Origin of the sequence: Chitinimonas taiwanensis DSM 18899 (genome assembly GCF_900119825.1) — a bacterium.
In the GTDB taxonomy this organism is placed as follows: Bacteria; Pseudomonadota; Gammaproteobacteria; order Burkholderiales; family Chitinimonadaceae; genus Chitinimonas; species Chitinimonas taiwanensis.
The window spans coordinates 47,691-72,938 of the sequence record NZ_FPKR01000013.1 but is presented as its reverse complement, the minus strand read 5'-3'; the positions used below and the strand labels follow the sequence as shown (position 1 = coordinate 72,938).

Sequence of the window (25,248 nt, the reverse complement as noted above, 5' to 3'; positions counted from 1 at the left end):
CAACGATCAATAAGCAGCGGCAAAACGAATGCGCTCGGGCTGGTGCAGGTCGGCCAGGGCCACGAAGAGATTGGGCGGGTACTCGGCCAGGCGGTGCAGGAAGTGCAGATACCAGTTCACCCCATAGACAGCGGCAATCCGGCAGGGCAGGCCGGCTTCCTTGAGCGACTTGAGCACCTCGGGCTGCACGCCGTGCAGCATTTCGAACTCAGTCACCCCGCGTGCCAGGCCACTGGCGCGGATGCGCTGGATCAGCCCGCCATCCTGAGTGGCCACCGCCACCTCGGTGCCGCTGCTGAGGATGCGTTCCAGCAGGCCCAGATAGCGCTCATCGAGCTCGGCGCCGCGCGGCAGCGCCACATCGGCCGGCTCGCGGTACACGCCCTTGACGAGGCGGATCTTGCGGCCGAAGGGCAGCACGCGTTCCAGATCGACCGCGGTGCGATGCAGATGGGCCTGCAGCGTGATGCCCAGATTGGCGTGTTGAGGTGCCAGCTCGAAGAAGATGGACAGGATGCTGTCCACCATGGAAGAGCGCTCCATGCTCAGCACCACGCGGATCTCTTTGGCGGCCGCGGCCTTCAGGATGCGCGCGGCGTTTTGCACTGCCAGCTCGCGCGAGATCAGCAGGCCGACATTGCTGAGGTCGAAACCCAGCTGCACCGGCCGCCACAGGCTGAAAGCCTCGGCACCTTCGATCAGCTGCAGGTATTCGGCCACGATGGCCTCGACCTCGTCCGGCGCGCTCACTTCCTCACCCACATATTCCAGCCCGAGCAGATAGCCCTTGTCGGCCAGGATGTTGAGCTTGTCGGCCAGCTCGGCCTGCCGGTCGGCCAGGATGTAGCGGCTGGCCGGCCCGGCCAGCACCTCGGCCAGCAGCGGCGATTGCAGGAAGGCCTCGCGGCAACGGGTGTCCAGCGCCAGGCGCTTCAAACCTGCGGTACTGGCGTGCAGTAAATCCAGCGGCAGGGAAATATCCATATGCATGTAATAGGCTCCGATCTCGTTGGCGGGGTGGGAAGGGCTAGTTCTGTGTCTGCGGCGTGAGGGCGAGCAGCGTGGGGCTGGTCGCTGGCGTGGCGGTCGGGGCGGGTGGGGCAGACAGCGGCATGCCGGCCAGCAGCACCTGCTCGGCAAAGGACAGCTCGCTTGGGGCGGCCTTGCTGCGCCGCCAGTGGCGGTACTTGGCCAGATAGCTGAGCAGCGTTTCCTCGCTCGCCTTGTTCTTGCTCAGCACGCCGCCCCACAGCGCATCCCAGGTCCGGTAGGCCGGGTCCTGCAATAAGATCGCGTGCGCCTTCTTCATATTGAAAAAGGGAATCGCGGCGCGCAGGTGGTGGACCAGGTGGTAGTTGTCATCGTGGCGGCCCAGCAAAAAGCGCTCTATCCACCAGCCATGCCGATTACGCGTCAATAGCAGGGTTTTCTGCTCGGATTGCGGCAAGGGATAATGCTCGGCCAATTCAGTCAGCCAGCCCACCGCAATGGCGGTGGTGAATAAAGGCACGATCCAGAACAACAGCAAATACAGCAGCCAGCCAAAATATGCACATACGCCAATAATCACGCTCCATTGCACGACTAATACCAGCCGCTCGGTGGTCATGGTGATTGGGCTATTGACGATCAGGCTGGCTTGCTTGAATAACACCCGGTCCTTGACCACATAGCGGATGTAATCGAAGGAGCGAAAGCCGACGATGGCAAACAGCATATTCTTCAAAAAGAAGCTGCTGGTACTTTCCTCATCGTTATATAAACCGCATTTCAGATGAAAGTTATAGTCGGGATCCAGCTCTGGATCACCCAGATGGCGGTGGTGCTGGCCGATATGGGAATTCTTGTAGGGATTGAATAAATGAAATACCAGATAGCCGGAAAATATCGTGCCGCCAGCCAGATTCAGGCGAGGGTTTTTGGCCAGCGTGGTATGGGTCGATTCATGCAATAGATTAACAAAGGCGCGCTGGGTGGAACCGATCAGAATCAGTGCGAGCGGATAAAACCAGAAGGAAACGCCTAGGCAACAGGCAATCGCGATGGCAATCATCGTGTAATCAAAAGCCAGTGCCAGCAGGCAGTGATAATTATCCTTCTTGCATAATGGCTCGAGCTGCCTTAATACCGCTGACGATACCTGCAGATCGAGCGGGTTTTCCCGCCCCGGACTGGCTTGCATGCTTTTCCCCTTGGAAACGATGTATTTCTTGTTAATGGCGCTGCGACTGATTGACCGCCCTGCAATAGCCAAACGATGGGCGCGCGTGCAGCCCGCGCGCACACGGAACTAGCCGAATACCAGCAGGCTGATGGCCAGGCTGCCCATGACAAAGGCCGTCAGCAGGTCGATGGCGCGCCAGATGATGGGGCGGCGCAACCAGGGCGCCAGCAGGCTGGCCAGCCCTGCCAGGCAGAAGAACCACACGACCGAGGCGGTGATCGCGCCGAGGCCGAAGTTCATGCGTTCGGGCCAGGGGTTGCGCCCGCCTATGCTGCCCAGCAGCAGTACGGTGTCGAGGTAGACATGCGGGTTGAGCAGGCTGAAGCCGAGCGCGGTGAGCAGGGCGGAGCGCCAGCTGCTGACCGTGCTATTGGGCTCGCTGTCCAGCGCGTGGCTTTCGGTGGCGGCGCGCAGTGCGCGCAGCGCATACCAGGCCAGATAGGCCGCGCCGCCGTAGCGCGCCACGGCCAGCAGGGCTGGCGAGCTGGCCAGCAGGGCGCCCATGCCAAGCAGGCCAATGGTGATCAGGATCGAATCGCACAGGGCACAGATAGCGGCGGTCTGCCAGGCATAGCGACGTAACAGCCCCATGCGCAGCACATGGGCATTCTGCGCACCAATCGCCACAATCAGGCTGCTGCCCAGCCCCAGGCCCTGCCAGTAAAGAGGATTCATCCGCTGCACTTTCCGGCCTGCTGGGCCGCTGCCATTCAAGAAGTGCGCAGACTAGCTGGCCGGGGCGGCTTTCCGCGATTATTATTAATATAATTTTCAATACTTAAATTTCTCTAATACATATGTTCGACGGCAAGCAACTGGAAGCCTATCTGACCGTCTGCCGCGAAGGCAGCTTCGAGCGCGCCGCTGCGCTGCTCGGCCTGACCCAGTCGGCCGTGTCGCAGCGCGTGCGTGCGCTGGAAGCCAGCCTCGGTCACACCTTGCTCACGCGCGGGCGGCCATGTATGCCCACGCCGGCCGGGCAGCGCCTGTCGCGTTATCTGGAACGTATCCGCCTGCTGGAGGACGAGGCCCTGCGTGATCTGGGCGGCGACCCGGTCGGCCCATCGCGCCTGGCGCTGGCCTGCAATGCCGACAGCCTGCATGCCTGGCTGCCCCAGGTGCTGGCCGATGCCTTCGATAAATCGCCCTATCTAGCCGAGCTGCATGTCGAGGACCAGGACTACACGCATGAGCTGCTGGCGCGCGGCGAAGTGCTGGCCTGCATCTCCACCCGCGCCAAGGCCATGCAGGGCTGTACAGCCGAAGCGCTCGGCGTCATGCGCTATCTATGCGTGGCCACGCCGCTGTTCGCGCGCCGCCACTTTGCCAATGGGCTCAGCCGCGCTGCGCTCGAGCAGGCGCCGGCCCTGGTCTACAACCGCAAGGACGATCTGCACGCCGAATACCTAGCGCGCCATTTCGGCATTGGCGACGACCACTATCCCTACCACATCATTCCGTCCTCGCAGGGCTTCGTGGACATGGCGCGCCTGCATTTTGGCTATGCGCTGGTGCCCGAGTTGGCGATCGCCAAGGAACTCAAGAGCGGTGCCTTGATCGACCTGAACCCATCGCATCCGGCCAGCGTGCCCCTGTATCTTCATGCCTGGCAGATACAGGCGCCGGGGGTGGAGAATATCTTCCGCCGCATCATCGGCGGCGCGCGCCTGGCCTTGCGCCAGCGCTAGGCGGCCAGCCAGAAACGCCAACGGCCCCATGTCAGGCAGACACGGGGCCGTTGGCTTGCAAGTACGCTGGTGGATCAGGCCGCTTTGCGGAAACGCAGCTTGCCGTCCACCACCTCGACCGCGATGCGGTCCTTGGCCGCGAACTGCCCGGCCAGGATCGCCTTGGCCAACGGGTTCTCGATCTCGCTCTGGATCGCGCGCTTGAGCGGCCGCGCGCCATACACGGGGTCGAAGCCGGCCTGGGCAATGTGAGCGAGTGCCGCGTCCGACACCTGCAAGCCCATCTCCATGGCCGCCAGACGGCTTTCCAGGCGCTGCAGCTGGATCTTGGCAATGCCGGCGATCTGCGCCTCACCGAGGCTATGGAACACCACCAGCTCGTCGATACGGTTCAGGAACTCGGGGCGGAAGTGGGTCTTCACCTCGCCCATCACCGCCAGCTTGACCAGCTGGTAATCATCGGTGGCCATGGCCTGGATGTGCTGGCTGCCAAGGTTGCTGGTCATCACGATCACGGTGTTCTTGAAGTCCACGGTGCGGCCCTGGCCATCGGTCAGGCGGCCATCATCCAGCACCTGCAAGAGCACATTGAATACATCGGGGTGAGCCTTCTCCACCTCATCGAGCAGCACCACCGAGTAAGGCTTGCGCCGCACCGCCTCGGTCAGCGTGCCGCCTTCCTCGTAGCCGACATAGCCGGGTGGGGCGCCGATCAGGCGGCTGACCGAATGCTTCTCCATGAACTCGCTCATATCGATGCGCACGATGTGCTCATCGGTATCGAACAGGAAGGTGGCCAGCGCCTTGCACAGCTCGGTCTTGCCCACCCCGGTCGGGCCCAGAAACAGGAAGGAGCCATAGGGTCGGTTCGGGTCGGCAAGGCCAGAGCGCGAGCGGCGGATCGCATCGGCCACCAGGGTGACGGCCTCGTCCTGACCCACCACGCGGCGGTGCAGCGCGTCTTCCATCTGCAATAGCTTGTCGCGCTCGCCCTCCATCATCTTGGACACCGGAATGCCGGTAGCACGGCTGACCACCTCGGCGATTTCCTCGGCGCCCACTTGGGTGCGCAAAAGCTGGTTCTGCTTGGGGCCGCTCTCGCTTGCCTCGGCCACCTTGAGCTTGGCCTCGAGCTCCGGCAGCTTGCCGTACTGCAGCTCGCTCATCTTCTGCCAGTCGCCTTTGCGGCGCGCTTCTTCCATCGCCTGCTTGATCTGCTCGACTTCCTCGCGGATATGTTGCGAGCCGAGCACGGCAGCCTTCTCGGCCTTCCACACTTCCTCGAGGTCTGAGTATTCCTTTTCCAGACGCGCGATCTCTTCCTCGATCAGGGCAAAACGCTTGATCGAGGCTTCGTCCTTCTCGCGCCGTACCGCCTCGCGCTCGATCTTGAGCTGGATGGTGCGTCGCTCAAGCTTGTCCATCACCTCGGGCTTGGAGTCGATCTCCATCTTGATGCGGCTGGCCGCCTCGTCGATCAGGTCGATCGCCTTATCGGGCAGGAAGCGGTCGGTGATATAGCGGTGCGATAGCTCGGCCGCCGCCACGATGGCCGGGTCGGTGATCTCCACGCCGTGGTGGATTTCGTACTTTTCCTGCAGACCGCGCAGGATGGCGATGGTGGCCTCCACCGAGGGCTCATCCACCAGCACCTTCTGGAAGCGCCGCTCGAGTGCGGCATCCTTCTCGATGTATTTGCGGTATTCGTCCAGCGTGGTGGCGCCCAGGCAATGCAGCTCGCCGCGCGCCAGCGCCGGCTTGAGCATATTGCCGGCATCCATCGCGCCATCGGCCTTGCCGGCCCCGACCAGGGTGTGCAGCTCGTCGATGAAGATGATGGTATTGCCCTCATCCTTGGCCAGCTCGTTAAGCACCGCCTTCAGGCGCTCCTCGAAGTCGCCGCGATACTTGGCCCCGGCCAAGAGCGAGGCGAGGTCAAGCACCAAGAGCTTCTTGTGCTTGAGCGATTCCGGCACCTCACCGTTGACGATGCGCTGCGCGAGGCCTTCCACAATGGCGGTCTTGCCCACGCCTGGCTCGCCAATCAGTACCGGGTTGTTCTTGGTGCGGCGCTGCAGCACCTGGATCGCGCGGCGGATCTCGTCGTCGCGGCCGATCACCGGGTCGAGCTTGCCCTGGCGGGCGCGTTCGGTCAGGTCCAGCGTGTACTTGCTCAAGGCCTCGCGTTTTTCCTCGGCATCGGCGCTGTTCACGCTCTCGCCGCCACGCACGGCATCGATGGCCGCGGCAATCGCCTCCTTCTTGCCGCCATATTCTTTCAGCAGACGGCCGGTTTCGCCCTTGTCGTCCATCAGGGCCAACAGGAACAGGTCGGACGAAATGAACTGGTCGTTGCGCTTCATCGCTGCCTTGTCGGTCAGGTTGAGCAGATTGGCCAGTTCCTTCGATATGGTGATTTCGCCGCCCGTGCCGCTGACCTGCGGCAGACGCTTGATGGCTTGCTCCAGGCCGGTACGCAGGCGGTTTACATTCACGCCGGCGCGCGCCAGCAGCGATCCTGCCCCCGATTCGGCATCATTGAGCAGGGCAGCCAGCGTGTGCTCGGGCGCGATAAAGGCGTTGTCATTGGCCAGCGCCAGCGACTGGGCATCACCCAGGGCTTGCTGGAACTTGGTGGTGAGTTTGTCGTAGCGCATAGTGCGTTCCCCAGAAGTGGTTGACTTGCTCCTCAGGTTGGGCGAGTCCGCACGCTTTTCAAGCGAAAAGCCCTGCGCCAAGCAGGGGATTTGATCCACGACAAGTTTTGCCCAGTGGCGCATTTTTCGTCGCTGGTCCCACCGCTTTGGGGCTTGGTCGCGCCAGCGCTGCCCGCAGGCGCATAAATGGGTAATTTGCCTGGGTCGATCTAAACAAGTGCTTGCCAGTCGGCCCAAGGCGGCCGGCACGGTTCAAGAAGGGAGTGGCATGCGCAATCTGTATCAACGCTATCTGGCCTGGGAGGCGCGCTGGTATGCACCGATCCGTGATCCGGCCGTGGATGCCGGCCTGCCCGAGTGGTATTTGCGCTACACGCGCGATATGAGCCCGGTTGAGCGCCGCCAGTGGCTGGATTTCTATGCGCGCTGGTATGGCTGGCGCGCCGCAGCGCTCTTCCTGCTGCCCTTGCCGCTGGGCATGCTACTGGGTGCACTTGCCCATACCCTGTTTACACCCAGCTGGGGTATGGCCAGCTCGATCTACCTGGGTGTCGCCATCATCTGGGGCCTGAGCTGGATGGTGCTGGGTGCCTGGTTCGGCTATCGCTACGAGAGCCGCCAGACGGTGCGGCGCGGGCGTGGTTGGCTGGGCCGCCTGAGCATGGGGCGTAGCCTGGCTGCGGGCCTGGCCTGCGGTGCCTTGCTGGCCAGCGCCTTTGCCGTGTACGAGCGCGGCCTGGAGCCTTGGTTGCTTCATTTCCGTGAACGGGCACCGCTGCTGTTGGCCGCGCTGGGCATCGGCTTTCTGCTGCTCTGGCTGCCCCACTATGTGATTTCACGCTACCGCCAGCGCGAGCACGACGAACTGCTACGCCAGGCCCAGGCCGATGCCGAACGCGAGCGGCTGGCCCGCCAGTTGAGCGAGGCGCGCCTGCGTCTGTTGGAAGCGCAGATCGAGCCGCACTTCCTGTTCAACACCCTGGGTGCGGTGCAGCAGCTGGCCGAGCAGGGCGCACCGCGCGCCGCCACCCTGACCGCGCACCTGATCCAGTTCCTGCGTGGCAGCCTCGCGCAGATGCGCGCGGAAACCGTCACGCTGGGCGAGGATTTCCAGCTGATCGAGGCCTATCTGCAGGTGATGCAGGTACGCCTCGCCGCACGCCTGCAGTTCTCCCTGCAGCTGCCGGCCGACCTGGCCCAGCAGCGCGTGCCGGCCATGATGTTGCTGACCCTGGTGGAAAATGCCATCAAGCACGGTATCGAACCTGCACTGCGCGGCGGCAGTGTTCAAGTATCGGTTGCCACCAGCGCTGGCCAGCTGTGCATCGATGTGGCCGATAGTGGACAGGGCCTGGGTGAGTCGCTCGGCGCAAGCGGCGTGGGCCTGCAGAACATCCGCGAGCGCCTGCGCTTGGCTTTTGGTGAAGCGGCCGAGCTGCACTTATTCAATAACGACAGCGGCGGCGCCACCGCGCGCCTGCAATTGCCGGCAGCGGTCTGAGCCAGCCGGGGAGGAAAGCGATGAAAACACGTGTGCTGATTGCCGAGGACGAGCCACTGATGCGCGAGCGTCTGCAGGGCCTCTTGCACGAGCACTGGCCGCAGGCCGAGCTGGTGGCCGTGGCCGAGAACGGCAACGATGCCTGGGATGATTTCCTGGCCCATGAGCCCGAGGTGGTGTTCCTCGATATCCGCATGCCCGGTATGTCGGGGCTGGAGGTGGCCGCGCGCATCGGCATGGCCGCGCATGTGGTATTCGTTACCGCCTACGACCAGTACGCGGTGGATGCCTTCGAGGCCGGGGCGGTCGATTATCTGCTTAAGCCGGTAGACGCCGGCCGATTGACCAAGGCGATTGAGCGTATCCGCGCCAAGCTTGCCCAGCCACCGAGCGATCTGGCGGCCATCCTCAGCCAGCTGAAAGCCGCTGTGCCTGCACAGGCGCAGGAAAGGCTGAAATGGATCAAGGCCTCGGTGGGCAAACAGATCAAGCTGATCAACGTGGACGATGTGCTGTTTTTCCAGTCCGACACCAAGTACACGCGCGTGGTGCTGGCTGATTCCGAAGCGCTGATCCGCACCCCCTTGAAGGATCTGCTCGGTGGGCTCGACCCCGAGCGCTTCTGGCAGATTCACCGCGGCACCATGGTGAATGTGCACGCGATTGCCGCCGCCGAGCGTATCGATGCCGAGCGCATGCAGGTATTGGTCAAGGGCTGTAGCGAAAAGCTGCCGGTCAGCCGCAGCTTCACCCATCTGTTCCGCGAATGAAAAAAGCCCCGCACTGCGGGGCTTCTGTTTGGCGCTGGCCGGCCTAGTTGGCGTCGGTCTTGGCCTTCTGGCCGATCTTGCCCTCGGTGCCAGCCAGTAGATTGAGCAGATTGCGCTTATGGCGCTGTACCAGCAGTGCGGCAATCGCCAGCACGGCGCCGAAGATAGCCGGCCGATTCGGTACCAGCCAGTGGCAGAGCAGTGGGGCCGCCACGGCGGTCAGGATGGCTGCCAGCGAGGACAGCTTGGTCAGCGCCGCCACCGCTATCCACACCGCCAATGCCGCGAGGCCAAGCCGCCAGTCCAGGGTCAGCAGCACACCGGCCGCGGTGGCCACGCCCTTGCCGCCCTGGAAGCGGAAGAAGATCGGCCACATATGGCCCACCGTGACCGCAATCGCCACCGCGGCCACCCAGGTATCGTCCAGCCCGGCCAGCTTGGCCGCCAGTACGATCAGCATGCCTTTCAGCGCATCGCCAAGCAGGGTCAGCACGGCGGCCAGCTTCTTGCCCGAGCGCAGCACATTGGTGGCACCGGGGTTGCCCGAGCCATAACTGCGCGGGTCGGACATCTTCATGGCACGGCTGACCACGATGGCAAATGAGATGGAGCCGATCAGGTAGGCGGCGATGACAAACAGCACTGGGGGCACGGCGGGCGACATCAAGCGATTTCCTCTACAATGGGCGCCCCGGATTCTAAGCCGGTTGCGGCTCTCAGCGGTAGCAAGCAAGCGCTGGAGCAGCCTCCGCACCCATCATGGACATTATTTATTTGCACGGCGTGAAGGCCAGAACGCTGATCGGCGTTTACGACTGGGAGCGCGTCGCCCCCCAGGTGGTCGAGATTGATTTGGAGCTGGGTATTCCCAGCGCACGCGCCTGCCAGACCGACGATCTGGCCGACACCATCAACTATGCCGACGTGGTGGACCGCCTGCGCGCCGTGCTGGCCGAGCAGCACTTCCTGCTCCTGGAGCGGCTGGCCGAGTATATCGCCCAGGATCTGATGGGGGCTTTCTCCACGCCGTGGATACGCGTGTCGGTCACCAAGCTGGGCATCCTGCACGAGGTGGGGCGCGTTGGTGTGACGGTGGAACGCGGTCACCGCGGAGGCTAAGCCGTGCCAAGCCTGGCGCGACAGATAAAAAGCGACTGTGCAGACAGTCGCTTTTTTCATGCTGGGCTTGCTAGCCCTGGACCTGCTTATTCCTTCTCGAACCAGGCCATCGATTCCACATGGCCGGTGTGCGGAAACATATTCACCACGCCAGCCGTCTTCATCTTGTAGCCCTTCACATTGACCAGCACATTCGCGTCGCGCGCCAGCGTGGCCGGGTTGCAGCTCACATAGACGATGCGCTTGGGGCCGTGCTCGGGGTCGATGGACTTGCATATTCAATGAGTTACCGAGAAATCATCTCGGTGCGACCAGATGCCGTAGCCGCCTTCTCTCGTACATCAGGATAGTCGATTCAGACTGTCCATGCACCTTACGTGGCTGTCTACGGATGGGAGCTATTCTCATTAGGTGCATAACGGGTGCATATTGAGGTCGAATATGCACCTGTTATTAGGTTCAAGTCGGATGAGCACGGCTGAACAGCAGACGCTGCATGAGAACTCATCGCCTAGAGGAGCTACGAGTCAGCTTCGTTGAAGAAGCAAAGTCCATACAAACGACAATGTTAAGTACTTGCTCATAGGTTCCCGTATCGATAAGCAGCTTTATCGGTTGGATATTCCCGGTTAGCGGGTTTTCAGTTGTCAGCCAGAGCCAAGCATCGCTCGGATTTGAGAACTTATCTATGGCATACATGAAAAAGTCGATGACTTGTAGGCCTGTTGTTGGATTGGCTAGGAGCCTTCTCATTACATCCGAGGGAGAGAGCCCGTTGATGTTGATACTTTCGGTAAATTTGTCCCATGCCTTTGTGAAGTTGCATCTTGGGTAGTTGGGACAGCCCCAAAAAAGTCGCATACGCGCACCCCCAATGCGCTTGGTCATTGGTATTCCGCAGTTCACACACCTTGGTCTATGAGCTTGCGTAGTTAGGGATTGATGCCTGGGTGCGACGTACGAGTTGAGTTCGGGTGAAATAGGCATCCGAGCAAACCAAACCTGTGTTCCTTCTACACGCATGGCTCCATGCGAGATGGCATGTGCTTCGTGTTCAGGCGGGACAACCAACTCAATCAACGTAACGTGATGTGCCATGAACGCGCCCCCTCCGAGTCGAATGGAACCTTCAGGGGCTTGCAAGGTGTATCTGGCGTAGGAGTGTTCGACACGTTTAGCCTCATTCTGGAGTCAACGGAGAGTGCCGAACATATTGCAAATTTTGACTTACCGCGACCCCGGTGTTACCCTAAAAAATCCATTAAAATCAATAACATAGTAAATAATCAGTGAGTGACAATGGGCGCTGCAAGTGCGCCTGCGTAACGCTATCGCCTCTTGGACAATATGGCGAATGTGGGGGGAGGTTACTGTGAGGCTCTCTCTGCGGTCACGGGTCCTGGGCTGGCCGTCAAAGTGCGGAAACAGAGAGGTAAAAAGGAGGGAAATAGGACCTAATCAGCAGGTAGATAGAGGGTGGTCTGGGCGTGGGTAGGAGGTAAATTGGTGGGAGGTAAATGAATGCCTGCCATGAATCCAGCGGACATGACTCTGACTGAAAATCCGGTTGCGACGTCCAAGTGTTCCCCGCTAACTGTGCTGCGCGGCGTGTGGTGCTGAGTGAAACGGGAACTAGCCCCGTTTCACTGCACAGTGAAGGACATCGTTCACGAAATCGAGGATGAAAGTGGTGTCCTTCCCCGGATGTGACTGGTTAAGGCGTGAAAGCGTTTGTACCGCCTGTATACATGGTTGTGACCGCGGCAGCTTCTCGTCCAAAACGGACCTTGGCTGCACTAGGCTGGAACGTCAGCTATCGACCCATAACGGAACTTCGAGAAAGCACCTCTGCACTACTCGAAGCAGACTCTCATAACAACTTATTAGTGCAGCTTGAAGTTACGAATCTGTATGAAGCCAAGTGCTCCTTTCGCGAAGGTAAGTAACTCAGCTTCGTTCACTTCGATACGCGGGTATCCGCCTGACGTGTCATGGTGAAACGCTGCGGCAAAGTCGTTGAAACTCACAAGCTCGGCAAGAAGCGGCTGTAGCCTTACCAGAGAGTTCGGTGCAGTTGCATTCTTGACAAGGTCCAGCATGTCGCCAACCGTCTGCCCTTCCTTGAACTTCTTCGGAAAACATCGATGTAAGTGCCCTTCAACAAGAAGCCGCAATGATTTCGCGACCTCCAGCAGGTTACCGCACGGTTCGGCATTCACAAACCGCTCGACCATAACGTAGTGCTTGTAGTAATCCGAGGAGCAGTATTCGTCCAAGTCGAAGTCGCCTAGAAAACTGTAATCATGGGCGTCGCGATGCAACGCCAGTTCCACGGCCGTGCCAAGCTTTTTCTTGCTTACTCGTTTCTTCAGCTCGCGAAGGAAGTGTGCGTCATGCCCTAGACAAATGACCTGTGCGCACTCAGCTACCATCTTAAGTACAGCATCAATGGTGTTGTGCCTGCGATGCTTGTCCAGGCTAGTGAAAACGTCATCCAAAACCACGGCAGCGTTGGCCTTGTTCGGGTCCGCGAACAGTTTGGCAAGAAAGAACGCAAAGGCCAGGGTTCGTTTGTCGCCCTCGCTCAAGGCCGAATGAAAGGAAAGCTCTCCGCCACCCCCTGGGCCAACGTTTACCGTCGCGCCGCGAACCTTCAAGACGTACTCGGAGCGCAACCCACCACCCTTGTATGTCGGGGCGAGTTGGTCAATCTGGAAGGGGGCTGCAAACTTAACCAACCAATCGTTGATAGCCAGCTGAAATTTTGCCAGTGTTTCGGCCATAAGCGTGTCTAGCGCTGCACGAGCTGTATCCTTGGCCGTCTCTGCTGTCTTGTAGGCAGCACGTGTGCTCTTGACCGCATCGATTAGGGAAATGGTCTTAGCGTCATAGCGACTCTGGCGAATCACCAACTGACCACGTTTGGTGGTCAAGGCGGCTACATCGGACTTAGCGAATTTTGCCTTGTAGGCAGCAGCTTCCACGTTGAGCTTCGTTATTTCAGCGTTGTAGTTCTGCGCCATGCAAACGACTGCATTGAGCTCAGCCAGGGCATGTGAGAAAGGTGAGGGGTCCAATGCGGCTAGAGGATTACGTTCCTTTGCCTCCACCAGAATTAGCAACTCTGCCTTGACCGCTTTCAGCACCTCTGCCGCTTTGGCAACGTCGAGGGTGGGAACATCTTTGATTCCGAGGCTCTCTACCCACACACTGCGCAGACCTTGGTTGAATTCGGAATTGACTTCCCAAGAAGCCAACTGCCTATCCTCAAGGCAATTGAGCACGCCTGCTCGGAGGCCGGAGATTCGATTCAGGTGGTCGGAGTAGGAGTTGTCAAAGTACGCCTTATACGCCTTAAGCAGGTCCAGGTCTCTCGTACTCTGACCACAGAAAGGGCACTCTTGGTCGGGTTCGTGCTTCAACCCTTCAGCCACCCAATGCTCGGTGCTTTGGCCGTTGTGCTTCGCGAAGTGAGCTTTGGCTAATTCCTCAGCCTTGATGGCCAAACTCTCAAATGAACTTGCAACGACCTCTGTAAGCCCACCAAAGTCGAATGTGGGGACCGCGACTGTCTTGAACTCTGGGCGGTTTGCAATCTGGTCGACGGCACGTGCTTCGCCAATTTGCTTATCGATATCCGCGAGCTGCTGGTCAACATCTTCAAGTGGTGTCAATGCGATGAACTGGTCGACCGTATGGTTGCCACGAAATCCGACAAGGGCACCTTCGGCTGCGGTTACTTTGCTTGCACATTCTTTTTGCAATGCAGCTTGTTGCTCAAACTTGGCTCGCTCAGCGACAGCCGCATCACCTAGCGCTAAAGTCAACAGCGCTTCACGCTGCTCTGGCAATACACCTGTGCTTGCGAAGACATTGCGCTCGACAAAGGCGTGGTTGAAGACATGCAGATTCGGCTTGGCCCCTGTCCATGCTACGCCATCGAACTCTGAGTTGAATGCTCCGCCTGGTGCATTGAAGCGCAGAACGACTTTCTGCGCCGTAGTTGCACCAACTGTTTTGCGGCTGACGACATCTTGGACGTTCGCACCCGAGCATGCCAGAAGCAAGGACGATAAAGTCGATTTGCCACGGGCATTGTCGGCATAGATAAGTGCGAGCTTTTGGAGGTCTACGGACTTTTGCAAGCCTTTCTTAAGGACGCCGACATTGTCGATGCAGATGACTTTTTCGAGCATGGTTCTTTGTTCCTCCCGACTGAATCTGGATGATGTCAGGAGTGGCCTGTTCCGACCACTTCACTGACATCACAATATGCCAGAAGTAACGATGTGCTAACGAACAAGTCGCAGCCGGTCAAAGAGCGTCTCGGATTTCCTCCGCGGTTTCATCCTCATCAGAATGGCCGACTTGAAAGGCGCCGTTTGCTAAGCCCGCTTCTGGCCGGTAGCTGACATATCGGCGAAGCTCACTATCTGGCTGCTAGACGAGTAGGGAAGTGGTGCCGTTATATCGATTGCAGACCAGCCCTGCTTTTCCCAGAAATGCTCTTGGAAGACGCGTTGTCTCACATGAAGGTGGGTAGTTGCTGAGTGGTGCTTTTAAAGCGTTGTAGGGGTGCTAAATGGTCAAAGGCATGGCGCTTGGCTGTGGGTGCTTACTTAATGGAACGAACCCCCATGATTCCTTCCCACTCTGATTCAGCCTTTCCCGAAAACGTAGAGGAATTGGGTTGTTTGTCTTACCTCCGCCAACTACTGCTGAAACTGTCTGGCCGGAAACGTAGGAGAAAAGACAATCTTCTTCACCCTCACCGTCAGCAGCAACAAGCTGAACCACACAGGCAAGGAACACTGGCAGGGTACGTAGAGAGAGTAAGCATCCCATAAGGTTGTTTATGGAATGCCTAAGGGTTCCTGCTTCCTGAGTGTTCACAGTAGGGGAGAGAGGGTTCAACTGTGGAGAGGGTAACAATATAGTTCTTAGAGTTGCCTTGGTTTTACACACGGATTCGGTGACGACACTCTTGATAGTCAATAAGTTATGAGTGCTGATGGTGTGTGTGCTTTCCGGAAAAACCGGGCAGAACGCCCGGCTGCTTCCAGGTGATTAGCCAAGCCGCCACCTCTTCGACAGCGCCCGCAGCGCGTCGTATGCCCTCCGATTCAGCGCATCGTCAGCCCTTGTGTTCCGACTGAACTCTCTGGTTCCCTTTACCCTGCCATTGGATATCCGAGGGCGTAGCTCACGAGCCCCAATCGTTAGCTGACGGAGCGTGAGCGGTGACTCTTGCGGTACGAGTCGCCAAGCAAAGAAGGGCGATAACTTCTCCACAAATGAGTCACTTACCATGTCGTCGAGCAGGGTGAAGGGTAGCTTGCTGCCACTGAACGTATTTTCGAATCGAGCACGGTGCTGGGACGCTGGGAGGGGTACTCGCCCATCGGAGAGGTCGGGGGCTGTGTCGCTGGTTTTAACGTAGATGCGTTGTGTGTGACCACTGCCGTTTTCGCCAATTTTGATGGTTCGACCCTGCTGAAGCAGCTGCTTTACTTGTCGTTCAGTTTCGAAGCGCTCCATTGGAAAACGTAGGTCAGCCACCCCATCGTTCCCTACCTTTTTCCTGATTGCGGTAAAGAAGTTGAACTCAAGGTCATTGCTGACTCGCGGTGCAAGACCTCGGTTGAAGTGGAATGCCATGTCTACCAGTGAGTGCTGTGCGTCTGGCGGAGCATAGGCATCGAATGCTACTTCAAGCACCCGGATGCCCACCGGATGAGCGATGCCGTGACTTTCCTCGAGCGGACGAAGACGCGCCTGCACATCGCGCTGACTTGCGGGGTCTTGAATGCGGACGCCGAATCGATTCGTGCTTCCTCCGTTGGGGTAATGACCGGCTTCGTTCTTGATAAGAGGACCACCTGAGTGTGGGTCCAGTGGTATCACATACGATGCCCCCAATGCCTTACTGACGGTCTGGTGATTGCTGGCTCGATGGAGTTGTATGTCTAGCTCGATGAAGTCAAAGACGGCTTCGTATCTGAATGCTGCGTAATCGATGGGCATGATTGTTCTAGAGGGGCTGAGTAGCAACCGTAGGGCGTTGCTGCTCGCGGATGTTGATAATGGTGCCTCTGCTGACCTTGTAGTGCTTTGCCAGGGCACTGACGGACTCTCCGGCTAGCAGCCTAGCCAGAATGTCATCGCGTGCTTCCTGGGTGGTTTTTGAGGGCCGGCCCATATGCTTACCTTCGGCTCGCGCCCGAGCCTGACCTGCCAACGTGCGTTCAACGATGAGCTCACGTTCAAAGTCGGCAAATGCGGCCATGACCTTCAAAACCAGTTCACCCATTGGGCTGGTCAAGTCGAGATTGCCCAGTTGCAGAACGACCAGCCGGACGCCCCGCTCCTTGAGCTGTGAAATGGTCTGTTGAACATCAATGCTGTCCCGACCAATCCGGTCAATTTTGGTGACGACCAACAAGTCGCCACTTTCAAGGCGGTCGAGCAGCTTCGCAAATGCCGGGCGTTGACCAGCTTGGACACTGCCGCTGATGTGCTCTTCGATGAATCGCTGTGGTGCGATGGCGTAACCGGCTGCCTCAATCTCTTGGCGCTGGTTTGAGTTGGTTTGCTCGGCAGTAGAGACGCGAGCATATGCAAACATTCGAGACATCATCACCACCTGTGTCAGAAAGTGGTGTCAATTATAAGGTGGGTGTCAGAAAAATGTAAGGCTATCTTTTTGACACTCGCCGAACAGGTGTCAAAAAGGATTCACTTTGTGACGCGTGGGCCAGAGCGGCGTACTAGAGATACGCCGGGGTTACTCAACCGCATGATGGGGAACTCGCATCGACTGGTGCGATACCAGATGTTCACGCCGAACAGTCGTATACATGCAACGGCAAGTAGTTGACCCGGCCATCACCAAGCGGCATCTTCCGCGGCCCATCAATCAACCCAGTCCATCACCTTGCGCATCCAACTACTAGCCATTGGCTTTGCCGTGTTAGCGGCCCATGCGGATGACATCAGTTGCCGGGTGGTAGGTGTGACCGATGGGGACACGTTGACCTGCCTAACCGGCTCCAATGAGCAAATCAAGGTACGTCTCGCACAGATAGACGCACCTGAGAAGGCACAGCCAATCGGTCAACGTTCGAAAGAATCGTTATCAGACCTTTCATTCAACAAGAACGTCACCTTAAAGGTGGAGACGACTGACCGATATGGAAGAACCGTCGCCACGGTTATGGATGGGTCAACTGACGTGAATCTTCTTCAAGTGAAGCGAGGAATGGCATGGGTCTATGACAAGTACGCACACGACCAGTCATACTTTGACGCTGAAGATGTTGCTAGGACTGGGAAGGTGGGTTTATGGGTCGATAAAAACCCGATTGAACCTAGCAAGTGGCGCAAGGGTGAAAGGTGACTAGATTTAGTCGTGGGTTCATAGTTTCATTTAATATTTGAAAGGGCGCTGTGAAAGTAATTTGGTTCTTTTTATTTTTGTTGTTGTCGGCATTGGCTAATGCTGAAATTTTTGGAAAAATAAGACCTCTTGATAAGTATGGCGATATACTGAAAAAATACCCTAATGCTGAGTTGGAAAGGTTGGAACCTGCTTGGGCGACAGAGAAAGATGCCTTAATGGTTATGAGAGGCGTCGGAATTTCTGGTGCCATAGTCATTAAGTATGAAGACTCCAGACCTATGTTTCGTGAACTCGCTGAAAAAAATCCTGATTCTCCCAGTATTGCCATCTTCAATCATGCAGCTAATGCTGAAGATGAAGAAGCTCTTGAAGTGCAATGGGTGCGATGGATGCCAGATGAGGGGGTTAATGTTAAAAAATTGATTTCGAAATTTGGTAAGAAATACGAGAAATATTACGATGATGAAATGAGACCCGTGATTAAATGGGCGGATAGGGGGGTGGCGGCATACATGTCAGAGGATGAGCTTAGTGCTCATGCAATAGAGTATGCATTTACTAAGCGGGAGCGTGATTCGGAATTCAGATTGAAATATAAAACGGACCCCTATAACTCTAAGCTTAAAAAAATTGGTTCAAGTTAGACGGAAAAATTTGTTTTCTGTCTAATTTGATAGATACTTCATCTGGCTTGGCTTTAGTGTGTCATATATTTGAAATATAGAATAATCGACATCTAAATACCCACGATTAACCACCGTGGGTATTTTCTTTATGAATCTAGTTCAACAAGTAATCAACGACAACACATCCCTGACTTCTCAAATCCAGCAACTCATCAAAGACCATGAACATGCGGCCTAAGTGGGTCAGCTTCTGTCCTTGATTGCCTTCAATACCGGCTTTCTTGCTGGTCATCTGCTGCCCCCAAGCTCAGCAATATCCTATGTCAACTGCTGGCAAGATAATCCGCATTAAGCAGCCGTGCCTGAAACGCCCCCCCACAGGGAAAGGAGGTTATGTTCGATTTGCATCATCGCTTTGCGTAGGTCACTGGGTTCAAGGTGGACGTAGCTAGACTGGGTGACGTCAGACCGTGATTGGTGGTTCAGCAGCGCTTTCAGTACAAATGCATTGATATCCAGACGAGTTGCCTGAGTGGCGAAGGTCCTCCGCAGGTCATGCGGTGAGAAGTCAATGCCGATTCGTTGCTTGGTTAGCCAGAAAAAACGGTCAGCCCTCGGATGAAACACGCAGTCGTTCGGATACTGCGTTTCAGTAGCCCGCCACTCCCTCAGAAGGGCACCTAGGAAGTTACCAAATGGCAGCGTATGGTCCCGCCCGTTCTTGGTCTTGCGGACCGTCAGAAGGCCCTCAGTGAAGTCAACGTCAGCCCATTTGAGTCCCGTAATTTCCGAAATGCGTAGGCCGGTTAGGGCTGCGGTCAAAATGGGCGCGCGATAGTGTGGGGGCATTGCGCAAATCCCTTGGTACCACTTTGCCGCCTGTTCTTCCCGAATCAGGCGTCGGCGAGCTGGTGTCGGTTCTTTGACGCCTGTCGCCTTAATCATGCTGCTTATGTCTGTGACCGGTAACTTGTGAACCGCTGAGATGAACTTCAAGACCGCTTTGAGGAGCCCAAGGACGCCGTTGGCCTTGGCTGCGCTCTTCTCGACCAGCAGGCCCTTGTAGATGGCCAGGACATCATCCGCAGTGATGTGAGTGACCGGGCGTGCTGCAAGGGAAGGGAGATAGAGCCGGAACTGCTTCCGGTAGGTGGCTAGGGTGCTGTCGCGGAGCTTGCGCAGCCGACAATACTCAGAAAACGCCTCGGACAGCGTAGGGACGCCATGTCCCGCTCGCTTGGGGCCGTCCTGCTTGGTGTGAATTGATGCGGGTTGATTTCCCGCTTGAAGCTGAATGACCGCAGCTCTGGCTTGTTCAAGCGTGGTGCTAGGGCTCCCGCCAATTCTGACGGTTCTGGTTTTTCCCCCAGCACCACTGCGGTAGTAAAACGCTTTGGTTCGGGCGCCGACCCGTACGGTGAGACCGGGCATTGCCAGGTCAGTAACTTCGTATCGCGAGCCTGCAATAGGCGTGGGTAAGCGACGAACCGCGGCTTCGGTTAGCTTCATTCTCATTGGTGCATTCCTGGTGCATATTGCGTTCGGAAATTCACCAGTTTTCACGGTCATGATTGAAAGCTGGTGAGCCATGAGAGGTGGCTAACTCATTGAATTTTATTCCTTCTCGAACCAGGCCATCGATTCCACATGGCCGGTGTGCGGAAACATATTCACCACGCCAGCCGTCTTCATCTTGTAGCCCTTCACATTGACCAGCACATTCGCGTCGCGCGCCAGCGTTGCCGGGTTGCAGCTCACATAGACGATGCGCTTGGGGCCATGCTCGGGGTCGATCGATTTGCAAACTTCCATCGCGCCATCGCGCGGCGGGTCGATCAGCATGCGGTCGAAATGACCGAGGTCGGCCATGATTTCCGGGGTCATCTCGAACAGATTGGCGACCGAGAATTCGGTCTTATCGGCCAGGCCATTCTTGCCCGCGTTCTCGATGGCGCGCTCCACCAGCTGCTGGCTGCCCTCGATGCCGACCACGGTCGCACCACGCCGTGCGATCGGCAGGGTGAAGTTGCCCAGGCCGCAGAACAGGTCGGCAATCCGCTCGCCGGGTTGTGGATCGAGCAGGCGAATTGCGCGGCCCACCAGCACACGGTTGATATGTGGGTTGACCTGGGTGAATTCGGTCGGCTTGTAGGGCATGACAATGCCGAACTCTGGCAGGCTGTAGCTGAGCTGCGGCGCGTCGAGCGGGTAGAAGGGGTAAGCGGTGTCCGGGCCCTTCGGCTGCAGCCAGAACTGCACGGTGTGCTGGTCGGCGAAGGCCTTCAGCAGCTCCTCATCGGCGGGCGAAATCGGGTCCATGATGCGCAGCACCAGCACATCGACATGCTCACCGAGCGCCAGCTCGATCTGCGGCATGCGCTCGCGGATGCTTAGTTGCATGACCAGCTCGCGCAAAGGCACTAGAAGATCGGAAATCTTCTTTGGCAGGATCTCGCAGGAGCGCATATCGGCGATAAAGCTCGAACGCTTTTCATGAAAGCCGACCAGCACCGTGCCCTTCTTGGCCACAAAGCGGGCCGACAGGCGCGCGCGGTGGCGGTAGCCCCAGGTCGGGCCATAGATGGGCGTGAGCAGGGTTTCCGGCTTCACTTCCCCTATGCGCGCGAGGTTTTCCTCCATCACGCGTTGCTTGGCCGCCACCTGGGCGCCGGCCTCGGCATGCTGGAGCGAGCAACCACCACACACGCCAAAGTGCACGCACTTGGGCTTGGTGCGCATAAAACTCTCGGTCAGCACGGCGGTGACCTGTGCGTTTTCGAAGGTTGGCTTCTTGCGGTAGCTCGAGTATTCGACGGTCTCGAAGGGCAGGGCGCCATCGAGGAAAATCGTCTTGCCGTCCACATGGGCGACGCCATGCCCTTCGTAATCAAGCGATTCAACGGTGGCAATGGGATTACGGCGCGGTTCGGTCATGGCGGCTACTAGCGGGAAGCGAGAAAAGCCGGCGATTATAAGCGCTTGAGACTATGTGGGAAAATGCAAAAAACGAGGCCGGCACGGTGAGGTGTCGGCCTGTAAGTCAGGCGGCGCTAGTCCGCCTTCGAGGGAGATGGGACCCGTGAGCGCAGGGCGCTACGCGGGCTGAATCTGGTTATAGCGGCCGGGCATTTGATTGCAAGCTGAGCCCTGACCGTCTGTCGAATCGTCTTCCTGGCCGGAGTGCGTGATGACGGATACACGGCTTTTCCTCGCCTTATCACCCCAGCACTGCGTGCGCAGCTGGCTGATCTGGTGGCCCGGCTGCAACCGCATACAGGCGGGCGGTGTACGCCGCCCGATCATCTGCACCTGACGCTGGCTTTCCTCGGCCCGGTGCCGGTCGAGCGCATGGCCGAGCTGCAGGCGGCCCTGGCGGAGTTACCAGTACCGACGCTCCGCCTGGCGCTGGGTGAATGGGGCTTCTGGCTGCCGGGTATTGCATGGCTGGCACCCAGACAGCCATGTGATGCGCTGATGGCGCTGGCAGTGGGCCTGCGCGATCTGTTGGATGAGCACGGCTTTCGCTTTGATCGCAAAGCGTTTCGCCCACATATCACCTTGATACGCCGCGCGCGCCGACCTGCTGCTTGGCCTGCGCCCGCGCAGCTGATTTGGATGGTGCGTGAATTTTGCCTATTTGCATCGCAGCCCGGTCCGCAAGGCGTGCAATACCGTGAGCTGGCGCGCTTTGCCTAACCGACTGTCGCCGTGAGCCGACGTTTTGTCCCGTCAAGGCGGGTTGCCTATTGAAGTTTATTCAGAAAATACCGATATTCAGCTTGCAAGCCGATTGATCAGCATGCGCCATGTGCGCAGGAAGGAAGCAAGATGATCACCGTCTTCGATATGGCCTCTGGCCACGCTGAGCCGAGCGAACTGCCGGCCAAGCAAATCGAGCCGAGCTCGACCGAGTTCAACTCTCCCGCCGTGCAGTTGCGCCTGTTAACCGTGGATGAGGCGCGCGCCAGCGAACAGCGCCGCGCGCCCACGCCTTAAGCCAGCCGCGCAGCCAGGGCCGCTGCGGCCTTGGATGCGGCAACCTTGCCCAGTTGGCCGCTGATAAAGCGGCCAGCCGCGGCCAGTTTTTCCAAGTCCACCCCGGTCTCGATACCGAGTCCGTTCAGCAGATACACCACATCCTCGGTCGCCACATTGCCGCTCGCTCCCTTTGCGTAGGGGCAGCCGCCGAGGCCCGCTGCCGAGCTGTCGAAGGTGGCCACACCTAGTTCCAACACCGCGTAGATGTTCGCCAGGGCCTGTCCCCAGGTGTCGTGGAAATGCGCGGCCAGCTGGCTAACCGGTATCACCTCGGCCACCGCCGTCACCATGGCGCGCGCCTTGGCTGGCGTGCCCACGCCTATCGTGTCGCCCAGCGAAATTTCGTAGCAGCCCATATCGTGCAGCGCCTTGGCAACGCGCACCACGTCCGTCACCGGTACTTCACCCTGATAGGGGCAACCGAGCACGCAGGACACATAACCGCGCACCGCAATACCATCGGCCTTGGCGGCTGCCAGCACCGGCTCGAAGCGAGCCAGGCTCTCGGCGATGCTGCAGTTGATGTTCTTCTGCGAAAACGCTTCCGAGGCCGCAGCGAACACGGCAATCTCATCCGTGCCGGCCGCCTTGGCGGCCAGATAGCCTTGCATATTGGGCACCAGCACCGGGTAACGCACACCGGGGCGACGCTGCAGACCCTGCATGATCTCGCTATGGTCGGCCATCTGCGGCACCCATTTGGGCGACACAAACGCGGTGGCCTCGATCACCTGCAGGCCGGCATCAGCCAATTGATCGATGAAGGCCAGCTTGGCTGCGGTGGGAATCGGTGTCTTCTCGTTCTGCAGGCCGTCGCGTGGGCCGACTTCGACGATCTTGACGCGTTGGGGCATGGGCATGCGCGGGTCTCCTGGCTGGGTTTATCGACGGCCATCCAGCATAGCGCGTCGGATTGCTATTCCGCTAACGTAAACGTCACTCATTCGATGCAGAAAAGCCGGCCTGAGCCGGCTTGCACTGCTTACCAGGGCACGTCGACCGTGCCGGCATCCTTACTGGCAGGGGCATCGGCCTTGGCTGCCGGCGCTGGGGCCGGGGCGCTGGCAAGCAGCGGGGTGGCGGCACTTTCGCCTAGCTCGCCACCGAGCGCCTCGATCACCGCATTCACCAGCTGACGACCTTCCTGCACCAGCAGGGTCAGATTGGTGTCATACATGGCGGCCGCATCTTCGGCGTCCGATTCCTTGATCTGGTCTTCGATCAGATCCAGGAAAGCCAGGCGTTTGATCTGCAACTTGTCGTTCAGCACGAAGGACAAGCGGTCGGCCCAACTCAGTGCCAGCTGGGTAACCAGCTTGCCACTCTTCAGGTGCAGCTTCACTTCTTCGGCGTTCAGATCGTGGCGGCGGCAGGTGACCTGGGCGCCATCATCACCGGGCGCCTTCAGCGTGCAATCGGCATCCAGGGTGAAGTTGTCTGGGGCTTCGTGCTCCAGCCAGGTGGTCATGGCGGTCACTGGGTCGAGCTGGGTTTGCACGAGCTTGGTGGGCAGGCTGCCCAGGGTTTCGCGCAGCAGCTGGGTCAGGAGTTCCGCCTTGGCCTGGGCCGAGGTGTCCACCCAGATCCAGCCGGCTTCGAAGTCGATCAGCGCGCGCAGCACGCGCGAGCGGCTGAAGGCGCGTGGCATCAGCTCTTCTTCGATGCGCTCGCGTATCTCCTTGGCTTCCTTCTTGCCGATCTTGCGCACTTCCTTGTCCTGGATCTCGGCAATGCGCTCCTCGGCCATCTCCTTGACCACACTGGATGGCAGCAGCTTTTCCTCGGTCTTCAGCGCAATCAGCATCGCGCCCGAATTCGCATAGGCAAATACCTCGGGCGCATGGCTGGCAGGCGGCACCCAGCCCGCGGCCATGCGATCGCTGCTGCCCAGCGGCACGAAGGCGCGCTTCTGTAGCTCGGCCTCGAGTTGATCTGGCTTGAGCTTGCTCAAATCGGTAATGCGATAAAGCTGTAGATTCTTGAACCACATGATGCGAATTCCGGCGATAAGACTTGGGCGCGGATTGTAGAGCATTCCTTGCCTGACGTCGGACGGAACTAAGCAATAGGCAAGTGGGTCATTTTGATAAGCATTCTCATTATTGCTACAATTGCGAACTACGTTTCCTACCGGCTTGAAGGAGCTTTACCTCATGAAGTTTCGCCCCCTGTTGATTGCAGCTGCTTTTGCCGCCGCCGTGCCCGTCATGGCTGAAGAAGTGACTGTCTACTCGGCCCGTATCGAGGCGCTGATCAAGCCGCTGTTCGATGCCTACACCAAGGAAACCGGTGTGCAGGTCAAGTTCGTGACCGACAAGGAAGGCCCGCTGATGGAGCGGCTGAAGGCCGAGGGCGCCAATACGCCGGCCGATATCCTGCTGACCGTGGATGCCGGCAATCTGTGGCAGGCTGATCAACTGGGCCTGCTCAAGCCGGTCAAGTCGGCCGTGCTGGAAGCGAATGTGCCGGCGCATCTGCGCGACCCGAAGGGCGAATGGTTCGGCCTGTCGGTGCGCGCTCGCACCATGTTCTACAACACGACCACAGTGAAGCCGGGCCAGCTGTCCAGCTATGAGGACCTGGCCGACCCGAAGTGGAAGGGCAAGCTCTGCCTGCGCACCTCGAAGAAGGTCTATAACCAGTCGCTGGTCGGCACCATGATCGCTCGCCTGGGCGAGGCCAAAACCGAACAGATCGTGCGTGGCTGGGTGGCCAATCTGGCTACCGACCCGTTTGCTGACGACACCATGATGCTGAAGGCGATTGCCGCTGGCCAATGCGATGTTGGCATCGCCAATACCTATTACTTCGGCCGCCTGATGGAGAAGGAACCCAAGCTGCCACTGGCGGTGTTCTGGCCGAATCAGAAGAGCAATGGCGTGCACGTGAATATCTCGGGGGCTGGCGTGACCCGTCACGCCAAAAACGAGAAGGGCGCCGTCAAGCTGCTGGAATGGCTGTCGAGCGAGAAGGCGCAGAATCTCTATGCCGACGTGAATATGGAATACCCGGTCAACCCCAAGGTGAAGCCGGATGCCAAGGTCGCTGCCTGGGGTGATTTCAAGCATGACTACATCAATGTCGCCAAGGCGGGCGAGCTACAGGCCGCCGCAGTGAAATTGATGGACCGTGCCGGTTACCGCTAAGCTAGCCCTGTGCCGCAGCCCGCGGGCTAGTGGCAAATCGCTGTTCCCCTGTCAACGGCCGCTTTGCGGCCGTTGGCCAT

General features: G+C 58.6%; 23 protein-coding genes and 1 pseudogene. 9 read left to right on the top strand and 15 right to left on the bottom strand.

Annotated features, from left to right (window positions below; genetic code table 11):
- Nucleotides 1–6: 6 nt before the first annotated feature.
- From BT173_RS15815 to BT173_RS15805, 3 genes are all read right to left on the bottom strand, one after another.
- Complete coding sequence (locus BT173_RS15815; RefSeq protein WP_175545626.1) at nucleotides 7–990, bottom strand: proline dehydrogenase family protein; 984 nt, start codon at nucleotides 988–990, stop codon at nucleotides 7–9.
- A gap of 37 nt (nucleotides 991–1,027) precedes the next feature.
- Nucleotides 1,028–2,182, bottom strand: coding sequence for a fatty acid desaturase family protein (locus BT173_RS15810; protein WP_084658722.1), 1,155 nt, complete (start codon nucleotides 2,180–2,182; stop codon nucleotides 1,028–1,030).
- A gap of 108 nt (nucleotides 2,183–2,290) precedes the next feature.
- Nucleotides 2,291–2,899: a LysE/ArgO family amino acid transporter gene (locus BT173_RS15805; protein WP_072429641.1), complete on the bottom strand. Its 609-nt coding sequence runs from the start codon at nucleotides 2,897–2,899 to the stop codon at nucleotides 2,291–2,293.
- Nucleotides 2,900–3,021: 122 nt separating this feature from the next.
- On the opposite strand from BT173_RS15805, the gene BT173_RS15800 reads away from it, so the two are divergent.
- Nucleotides 3,022–3,912 (top strand): LysR family transcriptional regulator ArgP, encoded by an 891-nt coding sequence (locus tag BT173_RS15800; protein WP_072429640.1) that lies wholly within the window; start codon nucleotides 3,022–3,024, stop codon nucleotides 3,910–3,912.
- A gap of 74 nt (nucleotides 3,913–3,986) precedes the next feature.
- Here the strand turns inward: BT173_RS15800 and clpB are convergent, their stop codons facing one another.
- Entirely contained in the window at nucleotides 3,987–6,569 is a 2,583-nt protein-coding gene (clpB, locus tag BT173_RS15795; protein WP_072429639.1) for an ATP-dependent chaperone ClpB, read from the bottom strand.
- A gap of 268 nt (nucleotides 6,570–6,837) precedes the next feature.
- On the opposite strand from clpB, the gene BT173_RS15790 reads away from it, so the two are divergent.
- Together BT173_RS15790 and BT173_RS15785 are read left to right on the top strand one after the other, a co-directional pair.
- Entirely contained in the window at nucleotides 6,838–8,070 is a 1,233-nt protein-coding gene (locus tag BT173_RS15790) for a sensor histidine kinase (protein ID WP_072429638.1), read from the top strand.
- A 20-nt stretch (nucleotides 8,071–8,090) separates the two neighbouring features.
- The gene (locus BT173_RS15785; RefSeq protein ID WP_072429637.1) at nucleotides 8,091–8,840 is read left to right on the top strand and encodes a LytR/AlgR family response regulator transcription factor; all 750 of its coding nucleotides are present in this window, start codon (nucleotides 8,091–8,093) and stop codon (nucleotides 8,838–8,840) included.
- A gap of 43 nt (nucleotides 8,841–8,883) precedes the next feature.
- Here BT173_RS15785 and plsY read toward each other — a convergent pair whose 3' ends face one another.
- Complete coding sequence (plsY, locus tag BT173_RS15780) at nucleotides 8,884–9,504, bottom strand: glycerol-3-phosphate 1-O-acyltransferase PlsY (protein ID WP_072429636.1); 621 nt, start codon at nucleotides 9,502–9,504, stop codon at nucleotides 8,884–8,886.
- A gap of 95 nt (nucleotides 9,505–9,599) precedes the next feature.
- Here plsY and folB point away from each other — a divergent pair, with 95 nt between their 5' ends.
- A complete protein-coding gene (gene folB / locus BT173_RS15775) occupies nucleotides 9,600–9,959 on the top strand; it encodes a dihydroneopterin aldolase (protein WP_072429635.1) in 360 nt (119 codons plus the stop codon).
- An 86-nt stretch (nucleotides 9,960–10,045) separates the two neighbouring features.
- On the opposite strand, the pseudogene BT173_RS15770 reads toward folB, so the two are convergent.
- The 5 genes and pseudogenes from BT173_RS15770 to BT173_RS15755 all read right to left on the bottom strand — a co-directional run.
- Nucleotides 10,046–10,210 (bottom strand): annotated as a pseudogene (locus tag BT173_RS15770) (23S rRNA (uracil(1939)-C(5))-methyltransferase RlmD); the annotation flags it as partial.
- Between the two features lie 253 nt (nucleotides 10,211–10,463).
- Nucleotides 10,464–10,847 carry a hypothetical protein gene (locus tag BT173_RS19425; RefSeq protein ID WP_139256191.1) on the bottom strand — a complete coding sequence of 128 codons (384 nt, stop codon included), beginning with the start codon at nucleotides 10,845–10,847 and terminating at the stop codon, nucleotides 10,464–10,466.
- A 995-nt stretch (nucleotides 10,848–11,842) separates the two neighbouring features.
- Nucleotides 11,843–14,155, bottom strand: coding sequence for an AAA family ATPase (locus tag BT173_RS15765; RefSeq protein ID WP_072429634.1), 2,313 nt, complete (start codon nucleotides 14,153–14,155; stop codon nucleotides 11,843–11,845).
- Between the two features lie 871 nt (nucleotides 14,156–15,026).
- Nucleotides 15,027–15,983 carry a hypothetical protein gene (locus tag BT173_RS15760; RefSeq protein WP_139256190.1) on the bottom strand — a complete coding sequence of 319 codons (957 nt, stop codon included), beginning with the start codon at nucleotides 15,981–15,983 and terminating at the stop codon, nucleotides 15,027–15,029.
- Between the two features lie 7 nt (nucleotides 15,984–15,990).
- Nucleotides 15,991–16,584, bottom strand: coding sequence for a recombinase family protein (locus BT173_RS15755; RefSeq protein ID WP_308417588.1), 594 nt, complete (start codon nucleotides 16,582–16,584; stop codon nucleotides 15,991–15,993).
- Nucleotides 16,585–16,893: 309 nt separating this feature from the next.
- Between BT173_RS15755 and BT173_RS15750 the strand changes: the two genes are divergently transcribed.
- Both BT173_RS15750 and BT173_RS19420 read left to right on the top strand, forming a co-directional pair.
- The gene (locus tag BT173_RS15750; protein ID WP_072429632.1) at nucleotides 16,894–17,355 is read left to right on the top strand and encodes a thermonuclease family protein; all 462 of its coding nucleotides are present in this window, start codon (nucleotides 16,894–16,896) and stop codon (nucleotides 17,353–17,355) included.
- A 50-nt stretch (nucleotides 17,356–17,405) separates the two neighbouring features.
- Nucleotides 17,406–18,002: a hypothetical protein gene (locus tag BT173_RS19420; RefSeq protein ID WP_139256189.1), complete on the top strand. Its 597-nt coding sequence runs from the start codon at nucleotides 17,406–17,408 to the stop codon at nucleotides 18,000–18,002.
- Between the two features lie 136 nt (nucleotides 18,003–18,138).
- On the opposite strand, the gene BT173_RS19690 is transcribed toward BT173_RS19420, so the two are convergent.
- Genes BT173_RS19690 through rlmD form a run of 3 tightly spaced genes read right to left on the bottom strand, consistent with a single transcriptional unit; the run spans nucleotide 18,139 to nucleotide 20,918 of the window.
- Nucleotides 18,139–18,276, bottom strand: a complete 138-nt coding sequence (locus BT173_RS19690) for a hypothetical protein (RefSeq protein WP_175545625.1) — start codon at nucleotides 18,274–18,276, stop codon at nucleotides 18,139–18,141.
- A gap of 56 nt (nucleotides 18,277–18,332) precedes the next feature.
- Nucleotides 18,333–19,574 (bottom strand): tyrosine-type recombinase/integrase, encoded by a 1,242-nt coding sequence (locus BT173_RS15745; protein ID WP_084658717.1) that lies wholly within the window; start codon nucleotides 19,572–19,574, stop codon nucleotides 18,333–18,335.
- A gap of 24 nt (nucleotides 19,575–19,598) precedes the next feature.
- Nucleotides 19,599–20,918, bottom strand: coding sequence for a 23S rRNA (uracil(1939)-C(5))-methyltransferase RlmD (gene rlmD / locus BT173_RS15740; protein WP_072429630.1), 1,320 nt, complete (start codon nucleotides 20,916–20,918; stop codon nucleotides 19,599–19,601).
- 246 nt (nucleotides 20,919–21,164) lie between these two features.
- On the opposite strand from rlmD, the gene thpR reads away from it, so the two are divergent.
- Both thpR and BT173_RS19685 read left to right on the top strand, forming a co-directional pair.
- The gene (gene thpR / locus BT173_RS15735; protein WP_072429629.1) at nucleotides 21,165–21,680 is read left to right on the top strand and encodes an RNA 2',3'-cyclic phosphodiesterase; all 516 of its coding nucleotides are present in this window, start codon (nucleotides 21,165–21,167) and stop codon (nucleotides 21,678–21,680) included.
- Nucleotides 21,681–21,812: 132 nt separating this feature from the next.
- Nucleotides 21,813–21,980 carry a hypothetical protein gene (locus tag BT173_RS19685; RefSeq protein WP_175545623.1) on the top strand — a complete coding sequence of 56 codons (168 nt, stop codon included), beginning with the start codon at nucleotides 21,813–21,815 and terminating at the stop codon, nucleotides 21,978–21,980.
- Here BT173_RS19685 and BT173_RS15730 read toward each other — a convergent pair.
- Entirely contained in the window at nucleotides 21,977–22,882 is a 906-nt protein-coding gene (locus BT173_RS15730) for a hydroxymethylglutaryl-CoA lyase (RefSeq protein ID WP_072429628.1), read from the bottom strand. The genes BT173_RS19685 and BT173_RS15730 overlap by 4 nt on opposite strands.
- 122 nt (nucleotides 22,883–23,004) lie before the next feature.
- Complete coding sequence (locus BT173_RS15725) at nucleotides 23,005–24,012, bottom strand: recombination-associated protein RdgC (RefSeq protein ID WP_072429627.1); 1,008 nt, start codon at nucleotides 24,010–24,012, stop codon at nucleotides 23,005–23,007.
- A gap of 163 nt (nucleotides 24,013–24,175) precedes the next feature.
- On the opposite strand from BT173_RS15725, the gene BT173_RS15720 reads away from it, so the two are divergent.
- Complete coding sequence (locus tag BT173_RS15720) at nucleotides 24,176–25,168, top strand: Fe(3+) ABC transporter substrate-binding protein (RefSeq protein WP_072429626.1); 993 nt, start codon at nucleotides 24,176–24,178, stop codon at nucleotides 25,166–25,168.
- Nucleotides 25,169–25,248 lie beyond the last annotated feature (80 nt).

Excerpts from the sequence above, each read along its gene's own strand:
- BT173_RS15815 (WP_175545626.1), bottom strand. The coding sequence starts at position 990 with ATGCATATGGATATTTCCCTGCCGCTGGATTTACTGCACGCCAGTACC.
- BT173_RS15810 (WP_084658722.1), bottom strand. The coding sequence starts at position 2,182 with ATGCAAGCCAGTCCGGGGCGGGAAAACCCGCTCGATCTGCAGGTATCG.
- BT173_RS15805 (WP_072429641.1), bottom strand. The coding sequence starts at position 2,899 with ATGAATCCTCTTTACTGGCAGGGCCTGGGGCTGGGCAGCAGCCTGATT.
- BT173_RS15800 (WP_072429640.1), top strand. The coding sequence starts at position 3,022 with ATGTTCGACGGCAAGCAACTGGAAGCCTATCTGACCGTCTGCCGCGAA.
- clpB (WP_072429639.1), bottom strand. The coding sequence starts at position 6,569 with ATGCGCTACGACAAACTCACCACCAAGTTCCAGCAAGCCCTGGGTGAT.
- BT173_RS15790 (WP_072429638.1), top strand. The coding sequence starts at position 6,838 with ATGCGCAATCTGTATCAACGCTATCTGGCCTGGGAGGCGCGCTGGTAT.
- BT173_RS15785 (WP_072429637.1), top strand. The coding sequence starts at position 8,091 with ATGAAAACACGTGTGCTGATTGCCGAGGACGAGCCACTGATGCGCGAG.
- plsY (WP_072429636.1), bottom strand. The coding sequence starts at position 9,504 with ATGTCGCCCGCCGTGCCCCCAGTGCTGTTTGTCATCGCCGCCTACCTG.
- folB (WP_072429635.1), top strand. The coding sequence starts at position 9,600 with ATGGACATTATTTATTTGCACGGCGTGAAGGCCAGAACGCTGATCGGC.
- BT173_RS19425 (WP_139256191.1), bottom strand. The coding sequence starts at position 10,847 with ATGACCAAGCGCATTGGGGGTGCGCGTATGCGACTTTTTTGGGGCTGT.
- BT173_RS15765 (WP_072429634.1), bottom strand. The coding sequence starts at position 14,155 with ATGCTCGAAAAAGTCATCTGCATCGACAATGTCGGCGTCCTTAAGAAA.
- BT173_RS15760 (WP_139256190.1), bottom strand. The coding sequence starts at position 15,983 with ATGCCCATCGATTACGCAGCATTCAGATACGAAGCCGTCTTTGACTTC.
- BT173_RS15755 (WP_308417588.1), bottom strand. The coding sequence starts at position 16,584 with ATGTTTGCATATGCTCGCGTCTCTACTGCCGAGCAAACCAACTCAAAC.
- BT173_RS19690 (WP_175545625.1), bottom strand. The coding sequence starts at position 18,276 with ATGACCAGCAAGAAAGCCGGTATTGAAGGCAATCAAGGACAGAAGCTG.
- BT173_RS15745 (WP_084658717.1), bottom strand. The coding sequence starts at position 19,574 with ATGGCTCACCAGCTTTCAATCATGACCGTGAAAACTGGTGAATTTCCG.
- rlmD (WP_072429630.1), bottom strand. The coding sequence starts at position 20,918 with ATGACCGAACCGCGCCGTAATCCCATTGCCACCGTTGAATCGCTTGAT.
- BT173_RS19685 (WP_175545623.1), top strand. The coding sequence starts at position 21,813 with ATGATCACCGTCTTCGATATGGCCTCTGGCCACGCTGAGCCGAGCGAA.
- BT173_RS15730 (WP_072429628.1), bottom strand. The coding sequence starts at position 22,882 with ATGCCCATGCCCCAACGCGTCAAGATCGTCGAAGTCGGCCCACGCGAC.
- BT173_RS15725 (WP_072429627.1), bottom strand. The coding sequence starts at position 24,012 with ATGTGGTTCAAGAATCTACAGCTTTATCGCATTACCGATTTGAGCAAG.
- BT173_RS15720 (WP_072429626.1), top strand. The coding sequence starts at position 24,176 with ATGAAGTTTCGCCCCCTGTTGATTGCAGCTGCTTTTGCCGCCGCCGTG.